Here is a 14106-nt window from a genome sequence, read left to right as displayed (position 1 = left end):
CGTCCGTCAGCGATTGCCGCCGATCAGGTCGCCGAGCTCGCCCAGCATCGATCCTTCGCCCCGATTCTGTCCCCCGCGCGATCCGGCGGCGGCGAGCATCCGTCCGGCGAGGCGCGAGAAGGGCAGCGACTGGATCCACACCCGCCCCGGCCCGCGCAACCGCGCGAAGAACAGCCCCTCGCCACCGAACAGGACGCTCCTGACCCCGCCCGCCGTCACCAGATCGAAGTCGATGCCAGGCGTATAGGCGGCCAGACAGCCGGTATCGACGTGAAGCTCCTGGCCCGGCCCCAGCTCGCGCTCGACCACGGTGCCGCCCATCTGGACGAAGACCCAGCCGTCGCCCTCCAGCTTCTGCATGATGAAGCCCTCGCCGCCGAACAGCCCGGTCATCACCCGGCGCTGGAACTCGACGCCGATCGACACGCCCTTGGCTGCGGCGAGGAAGCTGTCCTTCTGGCAGATCAGCCGCCCGCCCAGCTGCGCAAGGTTGAGCGGCAGGATGGCACCTGGGGTGGGGGAGGCAAAGGCAACGCGCGCCTTGCCGCTGCCATTGTGCGTGAACACCGTGGTGAACAGGCTTTCGCCGGTGATCAGTCGCTTGCCCGCGCCGAGCAGCTTGTCCATGAAACCGCCGTCGGCACCGCCACTGCCGTCGCCGAATACCGTCGTCATGCCGATCGCCGCGTCCTTCCAGACGAGCGCGCCGGCTTCCGCCACCGCGCTTTCGCCGGGGTCGAGCTCGATCTCGACGAATTGAAGCTCCTGGCCCTTGATCTCGAAATCGATGTCGTCGGCGACGCCTGCGCGACGGTGATGCTGCCATGGACTGTTGGCGACCATCTGATCATGCTCCCTGGACATGAAGGGCGCGGTCATCGTGACCGGCCGTCGGCTGATAGCATATCGACCCGGCGGATGCAGCGGGTGGCGGCTTAGCGTGCGGCAAATATGCCGCCAGCGATCGTGAACGCGGGCTGTGCGCCGTCTGCCGCGACGGTCGCGCCGAACGCTGCCGCCACCTCGATCGCCTGGGGCCCGAAGAACCGGCCGCTGAGCGTTCCGGTCACGCCGCGGTCGCTGCTGGTCAAAGGCGCGGTGAAATTGCCTGTCGCGGCGTCGATCGACGCAGTGGCGGCGAAGCTGCCCAGCGGGATGTCGGTCCCCCCGGCCATGGGCGTGCCCACCAACCGGAGCGTAAGCGTGATGCGGCGGCCCGCGGAGTCGGGGGTGATTGTGACGATGCTGTTGCCGAGGCCATATGCGCGGGCGGGCCCGCCACCCGAATCGGCCAGATAGGCAGTCGCCAGGATGCGGCCATCGCCATAGGGCGTCGACGGTGCCGTGGCGAGGTCGCTGGAAAGGGTCGAGATGCCGACGATGCAGTGCGTCTGGCGGGACACCCGCTCGACCGGGATCGCCACCGATGCCAGCCGGCTATAGGCGAATGCCCGGCCCCCGGCGTCCGGCACGACAATGGTGAAGCGCACCGGCTCACCCGCCACCTCGGTCATATAGGCCGCTTCGGCACCGGTGGCGAAGGGGTCGACTGTGCGGCCGTCGAACGAGAGCTGAAAGCCGTCGCCGTTGATCGCCCAGACCTGGGGCGTGACCACGAAACGGAAGGTCGCGCCCTGCCCGAAGCTGCTGGTGGGCAGCACCGATGGCGGCTGCCGGTCGAACGCCACCGCGCTGCACGCGCTGGGCAGCGTCACGCCCGACCCGAGCCGGTACGCATAGATGTCGGCAAAGCGGATATAGGTCGAGCTTGGGCTGGCCGCGGGTGTCGGGGTCGGCGTGGGTGCGGGCGTCGGGGTGGGCGCCGGTGTCGGAGTGGGTGAGGGTGTCGGGCCGGGCGTCGGGGTTGCGGCGATCGGTGTCGATCCGCCCGGATCGCCCCCGCCCGAGCAGGCGTTCAGCCACAGCAGCGTCATTACCGCGCCGGTCATCGTCCATCGCATCGGAACCCCCTGTCGAAGCCCCTGCCTTCCCCCCCGGCATGGTCACGGTCCGCCGCCGCGACGCCCTTCGGCAATCACCCGTGAACCCTGCGCCTTAGACATCGGGAATGTTGCGCGCATGTGAACGACCCGGGTGACGGCGATCACCCGGGTCGTTCATGTTTTCGAGGCGTTAGTGCCTGTCGATCAGTCGATCTTGGGCAGCGTTTCGAACTGGTGGAAGGGCGGCGGGCTGGGCAGCGTCCATTCGAGCGTGGTCGCGCCTTCGCCCCACGGATTGCCCTCCGCCTTCTTGCCCGCCAGCAGCGACTGGAGGACGTTCCAGAAGAAGAACACCATGCCGACCGCCATGATCGCGTAGCCGATGCTCGCGATCTCGTTCCAATAGCTATAGGCGTCGGGATAGTCGGGATAGCGGCGCGGCATGCCCTGGGTGCCGAGGAAGTGCATCGGGAAGAACAGCACGTTCACGCCGACGAAGAACACCCAGAAATGCAGCTGGCCCAGCAGCTCGCTGTACATCCGGCCCGACATTTTCGGGAACCAGTAGTAGAAGCCGGCGAACAGCGCGAACACCGCGCCGAGCGACAGCACATAGTGGAAGTGCGCCACGACGTAATAGGTGTCATGCATATAGTCATCGACGCCGCCATTGGCGAGCACGACGCCGGTGACGCCGCCGACGGTGAACATGAAGATGAAGCCGATCGCCCACATCATCGGCGTCTTGAAGCTCAGCGAGCCGCCCCACATCGTCGCGATCCAGCTGAAGATCTTGATGCCGGTCGGCACCGCGATGATCATCGTCGCGGCGGTGAAGTACATCTTCGTGTTCACGCTCAGCCCGGTCGTGAACATGTGGTGCGCCCACACGACGAAGCCGACGACGCCGATCGCGACCATGGCATAGGCCATGCCGAGATAGCCGAACACCGGCTTGCGGCTGAATGTCGCGACGATGTGGCTGACGATGCCGAAGCCCGGCAGGATCATGATGTAGACTTCGGGGTGGCCGAAGAACCAGAACAGGTGCTGGTACAGCACCGGGTCGCCGCCGCCGGCCGGATCGAAGAAGGTCGTGCCGAAGTTGCGGTCGGTCAGCAGCATGGTGATGGCAGCCGCCAGCACGGGCAGCGCGAGCAGCAGCAGGAAGGCGGTGACCAGCACCGACCACACGAACAGCGGCATCTTGTGCAGCGTCATGCCCGGCGCACGCATGTTGAAGATGGTCGTGATGAAGTTGATCGCGCCCAGGATCGAGCTCGCGCCCGCCAAGTGGAGCGACAGGATCGCCATGTCGACCGATGCGTCGGGCTGACCATAGGTCGACAGCGTCGGATAGACCGTCCAGCCGGTGCCCGCGCCGCCGAAGAAGGGCGAGGCGAGCAGCAGCGCGAAGGACGGGATGAGCAGCCAGAACGACACGTTGTTCATGCGCGGGAACGCCATGTCGGGCGCGCCGATCATGATCGGCACGAACCAGTTGCCGAAACCGCCGATCATTGCCGGCATCACCATGAAGAACACCATGATCAGCCCGTGCGCGGTGATCAGCACGTTCCAGAAATGGAGCGCGGCGTCGCCCTGCTGCCCCGACCATGCTTCCAGGAACTGGATGCCGGGCTGGGCGAGCTCGGCGCGCATCATTCCCGAAATCGCGCCGCCGATGATGCCGGCGACGATCGCGAAGATCAGGTAGAGCGTGCCGATGTCCTTGTGGTTGGTCGACATGAACCAACGCGCGAAGAAGCCAGGCTTGTGGTCCGCATCATGGTGCGCGTGGTCATCATGCGCGTGGAATGCGGAGGGGTTGAGTGCGGTGTCGGTCATGATCAGTTTTCCGTGTTCTCGATCGCCGCCGCTTCGGGAGCGATCGCATTGTCGGCCGGCGCGTCTTCGGTGGCGGCGGGCGTCGCCGCGGGGGCCGGTGTCGTGGCGGCGGCTGGCGCGGCCTCGCCCGGCATCTTGCCGCCCTTGGCGCGGACCCAGGCGGCGAACTGCGCGGCCGGCACCGCTTCGACTGCGATCGGCATATAGGCGTGACGCGCGCCGCAAAGTTCCGAACACTGGCCGAAATACAGGCCCGGCTTTTCGATGGTGAAGCTGGTTTCGTTGAGCCGGCCCGGAATGGCGTCCAGCTTGATCCAGAACGCCGGCATCGCCCAGCTGTGGATCACGTCGTTGGCGGTGGTGATCAGGCGAATGGGCGTGCCGACCGGCAGGACGATGCGATTGTCGACCGCCAGCAGGCGGGGCCCGTCGGCGTCGGTGCGGAACCGTTGGCCGGCCGCGACCTCGCCCTGTTCCTTCAGCAGGTTGGACGTGACCGAAAAGCCGCCATGGTCGGGATATTCATAGGTCCAGTACCACTGGTTGCCGATCGCCTTAAGCGTGACCGCATTGGCGGGGGCGGGCTTGAACTGGTTGGCGAGCAGCCGGATCGACGGCACCGCGATCACCACCAGGATGATCACCGGAACCAGCGTCCAGATGATCTCGATCATCGTGTTGTGCGACGTCTTGGACGGCGTCGGGTTGGCGGCGCGGCGATAGCGCACCATCACATAGAGCAGGAGCCCGAGCACCAGGATCGAGATGCCGGTGATGATCGGCATCAGCACCCAGTTGTGAAAGCCGAAGGCCTCGCGCCCGTTCGGCGTGACCTGGGTCTGCAGGCCGACCAGCCCGTCGGTCGGCTGGCCCTGGCCCGGAGTCGCGCGCAGGATCGGCGATCCGTCGGGATTGAGCGTGGGATCGGCAGGTTTGGCCGGCGTGGCCGCTGCCGCTGCAGTATCGGCCGGGGCCTGCGGCTGAGCGCTGGCGGTGACGACCGGGGTCGCCTGGGCAGGGGCGACGGGCGCCGCTTCCGCCGCGGCGGGCGGGGCTTCGGCCTGTTGCGCCGCAGCGCCGGTCGCGCCGGACAGGGCCAGCGCGGCGGCGATCAGGATCGGCTTCAATCCGGGTAGGTGCATGGGTTTGCTTCGTCCGTTTTCATCATGGCGCGGGTTGCGCAAGCGTGCCCGTAATTGCGCACGGGTCCTGTTTCACGTCGCGGCCTATATCGAGGGTTTACCGGCGTCTCAAGCATATGCAGCACGGTTTTTGGTCCAGCTTGCCCGGCCCGGGGGGCTGGCGTAGACATGAGCGCCGATGATCCCCGGAAATCCTGCATGACCGAAGACGAAGTTCTGGCCGAATTCCGCGCCGCCGACGCCTTGCTCGAGGGGCATTTCATTCTTTCCTCCGGTCTGCGCAGCAGCAGGTATCTGCAGTGCGCGCGCGTGCTGATGAACCCGATGCGCGGCGCGCGGCTGGCCGACTCGCTCGCCGCGCGGCTGCCCGATGCGGTGCGCGGCGCGATCCAGGCGGTGGTGTCGCCCGCGATGGGCGGAGTGATCGCGGGGCATGAAATGGGTCGGGCGCTCGGCGTCGACGCGATGTTCCTCGAACGGCCGACCGGCACGTTCGAACTGCGGCGCGGCTTCGCGCTCGCTCCCGGCACGCGCGTGCTGATGATGGAGGACGTCGTCACCACCGGGCTGTCCTCGCGCGAGGCGATCGCGGCGATCCGAATGGCGGGGGGCGAGGTAGTCGCAGCCGCCGCGCTGGTCGATCGATCGAACGGGACGGCGGATCTGGGCGTCCCGTTCTACCCGCTCATCCGGCTCGACGTGCCGACCTATGCCCCCGACGCACTCCCGCCCGAACTGGCGGCGATCCCCGCCGTCAAGCCCGGCAGCCGGGCGGTGGCATGAGCCCCCATCACCTGCGCCTGGGCGTCAATATCGACCATGTCGCCACCGTGCGGAATGCGCGCGGGTCGGGCTATCCCGATCCGGTGCGCGCGGCGTTGCTCGCGGCGGATGCAGGCGCGGACGGCATCACCGCGCATCTGCGCGAGGATCGCCGCCACATCACCGACGACGACATCGCGCGGCTGTCGGACGGGTTGCCGGTGCCGCTCAACCTGGAAATGGCGATGACGACGGAGATGCTCGACATCGCGCTGCGCCACCGCCCCCATGCCGCCTGCATCGTCCCGGAAAAGCGCGAGGAGCGCACGACCGAAGGGGGACTGGATGCCGCCGGGCTCCACAACCAGCTTGCGCCCTTCTGCTCCGCGCTGGGGGATGCGGGCGTGCGCGTCAGCCTGTTCATCGAACCCGATCCGCGCCAGATCGACGCGGCGCTGCGCCTGCGCGTGCCCGTCGTCGAACTCCACACCGGCCGCTATGCGGAGCTGGCGGGTGACGCGCAGGCCGACGAACTGCGCCGGATCGCCGACGCCGCCGCGCTGGCCGCCAAGAACGGGATCGAGGTCCATGCCGGCCACGGCCTGACCTTCGACAATGTCGTGCCGATCGCCGCGATCCCCCAGTTGCGCGAGTTGAATATCGGCCATTTCCTGATCGGCGAGGCGATTTTCGACGGGCTGGCCCCGGTGGTGAAGCGGATGCGCGACCTGATGGACAGCGCGCGGTGATGCCCACCCCTCGTCGCCCCGGCGCAGGCCGGGGCCGCTGGCCGGTGGGGCGCATCGTTCGGCTTGCGGCCCCGGCCTGCGCCGCGGCGGCGCTCGGGGGCGCGGCATGATCATCGGTATCGGTTCCGATCTGTGCAACATCGACCGCATCCAGAGTTCGATCGACCGTTTCGGCGACCGTTTCCTCCATCGCTGCTTCACCGATGTCGAGCGGGCGAAGGCGGCGCGGCGCCCGTTCACGATGGCGGGCACGCTGGCCAAGCGGTTCGCGGCCAAGGAGGCGTTCTCCAAGGCGGTGGGCACCGGGTTCCGGCGCGGCGTTTTCCTGCGCGACATCGGCGTGGTCAATGCACGGTCCGGCGCACCGACGCTGGCGCTGACCGGTGGCGCGCACGCGGCGCTTGACGCGATCACGCCGCCGGGTCACGTCGCGCGCATCCATTTGTCGCTGACCGACGATCACCCCTGGGCGCAGGCGTTCGTGGTGATCGAAGCGGTGCCGGTGACGCCAGAGGATAGGTGAATGACCTCGACTGACGCCACCGCGACGATTCCCCTGCCGCGTGAGGATGCCGATACGCCGCCCGCGGCCCAGCGTCGCGGCGTGGACTGGAGCGCGGAGGCGCGCGGGCTGTTGTGGCTGGTGCTGGCCGTGCTCGGTTTTCACAGCTTCATCGCCAAGCCCTTCTACATCCCGTCCGAATCGATGGTGCCGGCGTTGCTGAAGGGTGACCGGCTGGTCGTCACAAAATACCCCTATGGCTTCTCGTTCGTGACCCCGACCTTTCACCTGCTGCCCTTTGTCGGCGGGCGGCTGTTCGGCCGCCTGCCCGCACGCGGCGACGTCGTCATCGTCACGCCGCCGGGGTCGCGGATCGATTACATCAAGCGCGTGATCGGCCTGCCCGGCGACCGGCTGGAGGTGCGCAACGGCGCCCTCATCCTGAACGGCGTGCCGGTCGAGCGCCGCATCGCCGCCCCCCGCGTGCTGCCGGTCGATCGCAATGCGCAGTGCGACGCCGCGCAATATCCCGGCGCGCGCTTCACCGGAACCGACGGGCGCGCCTATTGCCGGCTCCCGATCGTGCGCGAAACGCTGCCCAACGGCGTCAGCTACGACACCGTCGACATCGGTCTCAGCCTGGGGGACAATTATGGACCGATCACGGTGCCGCGCGATCATGTCTTCCTGATGGGCGACAATCGCGACAATTCCGCCGACAGCCGCTTTTCGATCGAGGATCGCGGTCTGGGCGGGCCGGTGCCGTGGGAGAATATCGGGGGCCGGGCGGAGTTCATCACCTTCTCGCTCAACGGCGAAATGACCATCGATCCGCGCAGCTGGCCGGGCGCGTTCCGGCCCGGACGGGCCGGCAATTCGCTCCATCCCGACGCGGCGCGCTGAGCGTTTCCGCCGGCGCGTGCGGACAGGCCGGCCGATCGGCGGACGTCATGGTGCTGTCATTGCCGTGTCATAGGCATCGTCGCGAACCCACCGTCGCGGCCGGCCATTCGTGCGGGGCCGATCCGTCCGCGCGGCCCAAGGAACACCGATGCCGTCGATTCGACTGATGGACTATGCCCGCTCCTCCGCCGCCTATCGCGTGCGGATCGCGCTCAATCTGAAGGGCGTGCCGTGGGAACGCCATCCGGTGTCGCTGGTCGATGGCGATCAGCGCAGCGCCGCGTTTCTCGCCGCCAATCCCCAGGGCCTGGTTCCCGCGCTCGACATCGGCGACGGCACCATCCTGACACAGTCGCTGGCGATCATCGACTGGCTGGAGGCGACCTATCCCGAACCGCGGCTGATCCCGGCCGATCCGCTGGCCCGCGCCCGGGCGCTGTCGCTCGCGCTTGCCATCGCGTGCGACATCCATCCGCTCAACAACCTTCGCGTGCTCAAACGCCTGGAAACCCAGTTCGACGCCGACCGTGACGCCCGCATGGCCTGGTATGCGCACTGGATCGTCACCGGGCTGGCCGCGATCGAGGAAATGGCGGGCGACGGGCCGTATCTGGGCGGCGAGGCCCCCGACATCGCCGATGTCTTCCTGGTGCCCCAGATCGCCAATGCCCGGCGCTTTTCGGTGCCGCTCGATGCGTTTCCCCGCCTGGTGGCGATCGACGCCGCCGCGACGGCATTGCCCGCATTCGCCGCGGCGCATCCCGATCATTTCGTCTGATCGGAGCCGCGATCACCCCGTGACTACGCCTGCCGCCACGCCCGAGTCCGAGGAGTTCGCCGCAATGGGCGGGCTGGAGCCGATCGAGCGGATCAAGCGGCGCTGGCCTGTGCTGCTGGGCGCGGCGCTGTCGGTGCTGATGGTCGTCGGACTGGCCCGCGAGCTCCTCGAGGCCGGGTTGGCGGGCCTGTCGCGGACGGTTCCCGACAGCCCGCTCTTCTACCTCGCCTTCGCCGTCGCCTACCTTGCGTCGCCGGTCGGCGACTTCGTGATCTTCCGTCGGCTCTGGCAGCTGCCCGTCGCCGGGCTGGGCGCGCTGCTGCGCAAGCGGATCGCGAACGACGTGGTCATCGGCTATTCGGGCGACGTCTATTTCTATGTCTGGGCGCGCCAGCGCATGAAGATGGTCACGTCGCCCTTCGGCGCGGTCAAGGACGTGACGATCCTGTCGGGGATCGCGGCCAATTCGCTGACGCTGCTGATGATCGCGCTGGTGCTGCCGATCGCGTCCGACCTGCTCAGCCGGTCCGACCTGCGCATGGTCGCGCTGTCGGCGGCGATCATCTTTGCCCTGTCCGCGCCGTTCGTGATCTTTTCCAAACGCGTCTTCTCGCTCGGCCGTCGTCAGCTTTGGCAGGTGTTCGGCATCCATGCGGTGCGCTTCGTCCTCGATTCCGCCGCGCTGGCGCTGGCGTGGCATCTCGCCATGCCCGACGTGTCGCTGGGCATGTGGTCGTTCCTGGTCGCGGGGCGGCTGCTGGTGTTCCGCATGCCGCTCATCCCCAACAAGGAACTGGTGTTCGCGACCTTCGCCATCCTGTTCATCGGCCAGAGCGAGGCGCTGGGCGATCTCGTCGCCTTCACCTCCGCGCTCAACCTGCTCTGCCATCTCGTCCTCATCGCACTGTTCGGCCTGTTCTCGCTCATCAAGACGAGGTTCTGATGCCAACGATCCTGAAAGTGTCGCGGGGCTTCGCGCTCGCGGCTGCCGCCGCCACCGGCGCCCCCGCAACGGCGCAGGCAATCCTGGGGGAGGACGCCGCGGTTTGCGCGGCGGATTCGGGGCCGGCCATCCGCGTCAACGTCACCGGGCTCAAGGACCGCGTCGGTCGCCTGAAGCTCGAGCTCTATCCCGCGAACGAACAGGATTTCCTGAAGGACGATCGCGACCTACGCGCCGAGGGCAAGTTCTTCCGCCGCATCTGGGCGCCGATGCCGCCCAGCGGCCCCGTCGCCATCTGTATCAAGGCGCCGGCACCGGGCCGCTACGCGCTGTTGTTCACCCACGACCGCGACGGCAGGAACAAGTTCGATTTCTGGAAGGACGGCGCGGGGTTCCCGAGCAACGTCAAGCTGGGGCGCGCCCGGCCGAAGCTTCATCAAGCTGTCATCAACGTCGGCGATGGCGTCACGACCACCAACATCCGCGCCCAGTATCTGCGCGGCCTGTCCGGCTTCGGTCCGATCCGCGGCGGGAAGTGAAGGAGACGCCCGTGCGCGTCGTCGACGTCAACGAATATTATTCCCCCACCGGCGGCGGGGTGCGCACCTATCTCGATCGCAAGATGGAGATCATGGCCGAGCTGGGGCACGAGCTGATCGTGATCGCCCCGGGGCGCGCGGACGCGGTGGAGGAACGGCCGGGCGGGGGCTGCATCCATTGGGTGAAGGCCCCGCGTCTGATCCTCGACACCAATTACGGCATCTTCGTCGATGGCGATCCGATCCGCCGGCTGCTCGACCGGCTGGATGCGGACGTGGTCGAAACCAGCTCGCCGTGGCGGCCGGGCTGGATCGTCGGCAACTGGCAGGGGCGCGCGCTCAAGGTCTTCTTCGCGCACAACGACAATGTCGCCGCCTATCCGATGCGCTGGTTCGAACGCTTCGCCGCGCCCGACCGCATCGAGCGCGCGTTCGGCTGGTACACGCGATACATGGCGCGTTTCCTGGCCAAGTTCGATGTCTTCGTGACCAATGGCCCCTCGCTGGCCAAGCGTCATGCACGGCGCGGGCTGACCGTTCACGCCGCGATGCCGCTGGGCATTCAGCGCGGGATCTTCTCGCCCGAACACCGCGACGAGGGCCTGCGCCGGGCGCTGCTGGCCCAGTGCGACCTGCCGCCCGACGCGCACCTGCTGCTCGGGATTGGCCGGCATCATCCCGAAAAGCGATGGCCGATGATCTTCGACGCCGTCGAGCGCGCGGGCGCGCAGATGCCGGTCGGCCTGATCCAGATCGGCGCGGGCGTCGACAGCCGCGTCGTGCAGCGCCGTGTCGCGGGCAGCCCGCACATCAAGCTGTTCCGCCCGGTCTATGACCGTCAGCGGCTGGCGCGGATCATGGCGAGTTGCGATGCGCTCATCCACGGTTCCGACGCCGAGCCGTTCGGGCTGGTCGGGCTGGAGGCGATCGCGTCGGGATTGCCGCTGATCGCGCCCGACGAGGGCGGCTTTGCCGAACTGGCGGATCCACTGTTCGCCGAGACCTATCGCGCCCGCGACGCGCGTTCGGCAGCCGCGGCGATCCGCCGCCTGTTCACGCGCGAACCGCGCATCCTGCGCGCCGCCGCGCGCCATGCCGCAGGCCAGGTGCGCACCGACCGCGATCATGCGATCGCGCTGATCGATTATTATCAGTCGCTGCTCGACGCGCGCCGCCGCCCGCGTCTGGCGGCGTGACGACGGGTACCAGGGGGAGACGCCACATGACCATCCGTATCGACCGCCGATCGTTCGTCGCCACCGGCGCACTGGGGCTCGGCGCGTTCGCCATCCCCGGTTTCGCCTGGGCGCAAAGCGTCGGCGCGGGTCGGGGTTTCACGCACAACGTCGCCAGCGGCGAGCCCGCCGCGACGTCGGTGTTGCTGTGGACGCGCTATGTCCCCGCGGACGGCGCGGCCGCGAAGCTGCGCGTCGAACTTTCCGAAAGCGCCGATTTCGCGCGCGTCGCGGGCGGTGGCGAAATGATCACCGGGCCGTGGCGCGATCACACGGTCAAGCTCACCGTCGACGGGTTGAAGCCCGACACGCGCTATCATTACCGCTTCATCGCGCCCGACGGCACCCTGTCGCCCGTGGGGCGCACGCGCACGCTGCCCGATGCGCTGGTCGACCGGTTCAACATCGCGGTCTTTTCCTGCTCGAACATCGGCTTCGGCTATTTCAACGCCTATGCCCATGCCGCCCGGCGCGGCGACATCGACCTGACGGTGCATCTGGGCGATTATATCTATGAATATGCGGCCGGAAACTATCCGTCGGCCGAGCAGGCAATTGCCGCCCGGGTACCGCAGCCGCAGGGCGAGATCCTCGCGCTCGCCGATTACCGGCTGCGCTATGCCAGCTACCGGGCCGATCCCGATCTTCAGGCGCTGCACGCCGCCGCGCCGATGATCCTGTCATGGGACGACCACGAATCGGCCAATGACAGCTGGGAAGGCGGCGCGCAGAACCACGACAAGGACGAGGGCGACTGGTCGACACGCAAGATGGCTGCGATCCAGGCCTATCGCGAATGGATGCCGGTGTCGGACGAGCCGTGGAAGGCCTATCCGATCGGCGCGCTCGCGACGCTTTACCGCACCGACACGCGGCTGAGCGCACGCAGCGCGCCGCCGAGCCTCGCGCCGCTGTTCCTGTCCGCCGATCCGGCGCGTGCGCTCGTCGAATTTCGCGACGGCGCGTGGCGTGATCCCGCCGCGACGATGCTGGGGACGACGCAGGAAGCCTGGCTGGCGGATGCCATGCGCGCGTCGGTGCGCGCCGGGACGCGCTGGCAGGTCGTCGGCTTCGGCACGATCATGGGCGAGACGCGCGCACCGGCCAACGCGCTCGACTTCCTCGCACCCGATGCCGCCGATCGCGCCAAGGCGTTCGTGCGCGCCGGGGTGCTGGCGGGCAAGGTCGGGCTGCCGTCCAATCTCGACAATTGGGGCGGTTACCCGGCGGCGCGGGCGCGCTTCCTCAAATCGGTGCAGGCGATGGGCGCCGACACGATCGTCATCGCCGGCGACAGCCACAACGCCTGGGCCTATGACCTGGCGCAGGACGGGCGGCCGGCAGCGGTCGAGTTCGCCGGCCAGGGTGTGACCTCGCCCGGCTATGAAAGCGCGCTCGCCGCCGATCCCAAGGCGGTCGCCGCCGCGATGATCGCCGCCAATCCCGAACTCAAATGGTGCGACACGTCGCGACGGGGCTACATGACGCTCTCGCTCACCCCGGATCAGGCGGTCAACGAATGGGTGTTCGCCGATACCATCCGCGAACGCTCGACGCGCACCGGGCCGGGCCATCGCGCTACCGTGAAGCGTGGAGCGCACAGAATGGCGTGACGCGCCGCGGGGCTTGTCGTGCGGTCAATCGGGCAACGCGCCATCGAAGCGGCCGCGCGGCCGGATCAGCGTGCCATCGCGACTCTGTTCGATCACATGCGCGCACCAGCCGACGGCGCGGCCCAGCAGAAAGATCTTGAACGGCGCATCGGGGGGCAGGCGCAGCACGCGGGTGATCGCCGCGAGCGCATAGTCGCAATTGGGCAATGCCCCGGTCTGCTCGCGCACGTCGGCGGCCAATTCCGCCAGGTCTTCGGGCGGCGTGAGCCCCGCCAGCATCAGTGCCGCGCGCGGATCGCCCTGGGGATAGAGCGGGTGGCCGAAGCCGGGGAGCATCGCGTCGCGTTCGCGCCAGTGCCGCACGGCATGTTCCGCGCCCGATCGGCGCGCCTCCTCCACCAGCGCGGCCAGCGCCGCACCTGCGCCGCCATGGCGCGGGCCGGAAAGCGTGCACAGCGCGGCGAGCAGGCAGGCGGGCAGCGACGCGCCCGTCGACGCGGCGACCCGGGCGGCAAAGGTCGATGCGTTGAGATCATGGTCCGCCATCGCGACCAGCGCGCGGCGCAACCGGTCGGCGGTCCCGTCGTCGCCATCCCAGCCGCGCGCCAGCCGGTGGTGAAGCGGGCCGGGGACATCCGCCGCGCCGCAGATCGACGCCAGCCCGCCGATGATCTGCGCGGCTTCGCGGGCAAGGTGGTCGCCGCTGCGGCCGATGGTCGACGCGCCGGTCGATATCCGCGCCGCCAGGAACGAGAACGCATCGGCGTGAGGCCCGGCGGCGGCAGAGAAAGCCGGTTGCCAGTCGACCGCCCAGAGATGCCGGGCGACCTCCTCCAGCATTGCGGTCGACGCCAGCGTCAGCGCATCGACGTCGCGGTAGTAGAGCTTGCCGCGATGGATCGTGGAGAGACGGGTCGGGATTGACGGTTCGCCCCATGCCATCGAACTCGACGCGATCGCGGCGGGCTTGCGGCCGCGCGCCTTGCGCACCCCCGCCTCGGCGACATCGTCGACGCTGTACAGGCTGCGGCGGGCGTCCGCCGGGTCTGGCCGCATGCGGATGCGGCCCCGGCTGGCATAGGCATAAAGCGTCTGCGCCTTGATCCCCAGGCGCTTCAACACGGTGTCGCGGTCGATCCATTCGGTCAT

14 protein-coding genes are annotated in these 14106 nt (G+C 68.5%); 9 read left to right on the top strand and 5 right to left on the bottom strand.

The window, feature by feature from the left end; translation table 11 throughout:
* Positions 1-6: 6 nt before the first annotated feature.
* From AX676_RS03935 to coxB, 4 genes are all read right to left on the bottom strand, one after another.
* Complete coding sequence (locus AX676_RS03935) at positions 7-843, bottom strand: TIGR00266 family protein (protein WP_066480859.1); 837 nt, start codon at positions 841-843, stop codon at positions 7-9.
* Positions 844-935: 92 nt separating this feature from the next.
* Positions 936-1949, bottom strand: a complete 1014-nt coding sequence (locus AX676_RS17645; protein WP_156437770.1) for a hypothetical protein — start codon at positions 1947-1949, stop codon at positions 936-938.
* A gap of 198 nt (positions 1950-2147) precedes the next feature.
* The gene (gene ctaD / locus AX676_RS03925) at positions 2148-3791 is read right to left on the bottom strand and encodes a cytochrome c oxidase subunit I (protein ID WP_066480820.1); all 1644 of its coding nucleotides are present in this window, start codon (positions 3789-3791) and stop codon (positions 2148-2150) included.
* Between the two features lie 2 nt (positions 3792-3793).
* Positions 3794-4933, bottom strand: a complete 1140-nt coding sequence (coxB, locus tag AX676_RS03920; protein WP_082730962.1) for a cytochrome c oxidase subunit II — start codon at positions 4931-4933, stop codon at positions 3794-3796.
* Between the two features lie 198 nt (positions 4934-5131).
* On the opposite strand from coxB, the gene pyrE reads away from it, so the two are divergent.
* The 9 genes from pyrE (at position 5132) to AX676_RS03875 (ending at position 12957) form a co-directional block, all read left to right on the top strand.
* Positions 5132-5716 carry an orotate phosphoribosyltransferase gene (pyrE, locus tag AX676_RS03915; protein WP_066480860.1) on the top strand — a complete coding sequence of 195 codons (585 nt, stop codon included), beginning with the start codon at positions 5132-5134 and terminating at the stop codon, positions 5714-5716.
* Positions 5713-6444: a pyridoxine 5'-phosphate synthase gene (locus tag AX676_RS03910; protein WP_066480822.1), complete on the top strand. Its 732-nt coding sequence runs from the start codon at positions 5713-5715 to the stop codon at positions 6442-6444. Before pyrE ends, AX676_RS03910 begins: the two co-directional genes overlap by 4 nt.
* Positions 6445-6550: 106 nt before the next feature.
* Positions 6551-6967 (top strand): holo-ACP synthase, encoded by a 417-nt coding sequence (gene acpS, locus AX676_RS03905; protein WP_066480823.1) that lies wholly within the window; start codon positions 6551-6553, stop codon positions 6965-6967.
* Positions 6968-7849, top strand: a complete 882-nt coding sequence (gene lepB, locus AX676_RS03900; protein ID WP_066480824.1) for a signal peptidase I — start codon at positions 6968-6970, stop codon at positions 7847-7849.
* A gap of 148 nt (positions 7850-7997) precedes the next feature.
* Complete coding sequence (gene maiA, locus AX676_RS03895) at positions 7998-8627, top strand: maleylacetoacetate isomerase (RefSeq protein WP_066480825.1); 630 nt, start codon at positions 7998-8000, stop codon at positions 8625-8627.
* Between the two features lie 19 nt (positions 8628-8646).
* The gene (locus AX676_RS03890; RefSeq protein ID WP_066480826.1) at positions 8647-9570 is read left to right on the top strand and encodes a hypothetical protein; all 924 of its coding nucleotides are present in this window, start codon (positions 8647-8649) and stop codon (positions 9568-9570) included.
* On the top strand, positions 9570-10109 hold the full coding sequence (locus AX676_RS03885; RefSeq protein WP_082730963.1) for a DUF2141 domain-containing protein: 540 nt from the start codon (positions 9570-9572) through the stop codon (positions 10107-10109). Before AX676_RS03890 ends, AX676_RS03885 begins: the two co-directional genes overlap by 1 nt.
* Positions 10110-10120: 11 nt before the next feature.
* A complete protein-coding gene (locus AX676_RS03880) occupies positions 10121-11305 on the top strand; it encodes a glycosyltransferase (RefSeq protein WP_066480862.1) in 1185 nt (394 codons plus the stop codon).
* 26 nt (positions 11306-11331) lie between these two features.
* Positions 11332-12957, top strand: coding sequence for an alkaline phosphatase D family protein (locus tag AX676_RS03875; RefSeq protein ID WP_066480827.1), 1626 nt, complete (start codon positions 11332-11334; stop codon positions 12955-12957).
* Between the two features lie 24 nt (positions 12958-12981).
* Here AX676_RS03875 and AX676_RS03870 read toward each other — a convergent pair whose 3' ends face one another.
* Positions 12982-14106 (bottom strand): citrate synthase, encoded by a 1125-nt coding sequence (locus AX676_RS03870; RefSeq protein WP_156437771.1) that lies wholly within the window; start codon positions 14104-14106, stop codon positions 12982-12984.

Source organism: Sphingomonas sp. CCH21-G11, from assembly GCF_001555965.1.
Classification (GTDB): Bacteria; Pseudomonadota; Alphaproteobacteria; order Sphingomonadales; family Sphingomonadaceae; genus Sphingomonas.
This window is presented reverse-complemented; position numbering and strand designations above follow the sequence as displayed.

What these genes read in the sequence shown, in the direction of transcription:
- AX676_RS03935 (WP_066480859.1), bottom strand. Translation starts at nt 843, where the DNA reads ATGGTCGCCAACAGTCCATGGCAGCATCACCGTCGCGCAGGCGTCGCC.
- AX676_RS17645 (WP_156437770.1), bottom strand. Translation starts at nt 1,949, where the DNA reads ATGACCGGCGCGGTAATGACGCTGCTGTGGCTGAACGCCTGCTCGGGC.
- ctaD (WP_066480820.1), bottom strand. Translation starts at nt 3,791, where the DNA reads ATGACCGACACCGCACTCAACCCCTCCGCATTCCACGCGCATGATGAC.
- coxB (WP_082730962.1), bottom strand. Translation starts at nt 4,933, where the DNA reads ATGCACCTACCCGGATTGAAGCCGATCCTGATCGCCGCCGCGCTGGCC.
- pyrE (WP_066480860.1), top strand. Translation starts at nt 5,132, where the DNA reads ATGACCGAAGACGAAGTTCTGGCCGAATTCCGCGCCGCCGACGCCTTG.
- AX676_RS03910 (WP_066480822.1), top strand. Translation starts at nt 5,713, where the DNA reads ATGAGCCCCCATCACCTGCGCCTGGGCGTCAATATCGACCATGTCGCC.
- acpS (WP_066480823.1), top strand. Translation starts at nt 6,551, where the DNA reads ATGATCATCGGTATCGGTTCCGATCTGTGCAACATCGACCGCATCCAG.
- lepB (WP_066480824.1), top strand. Translation starts at nt 6,968, where the DNA reads ATGACCTCGACTGACGCCACCGCGACGATTCCCCTGCCGCGTGAGGAT.
- maiA (WP_066480825.1), top strand. Translation starts at nt 7,998, where the DNA reads ATGCCGTCGATTCGACTGATGGACTATGCCCGCTCCTCCGCCGCCTAT.
- AX676_RS03885 (WP_082730963.1), top strand. Translation starts at nt 9,570, where the DNA reads ATGCCAACGATCCTGAAAGTGTCGCGGGGCTTCGCGCTCGCGGCTGCC.
- AX676_RS03875 (WP_066480827.1), top strand. Translation starts at nt 11,332, where the DNA reads ATGACCATCCGTATCGACCGCCGATCGTTCGTCGCCACCGGCGCACTG.
- AX676_RS03870 (WP_156437771.1), bottom strand. Translation starts at nt 14,106, where the DNA reads ATGACCGAATGGATCGACCGCGACACCGTGTTGAAGCGCCTGGGGATC.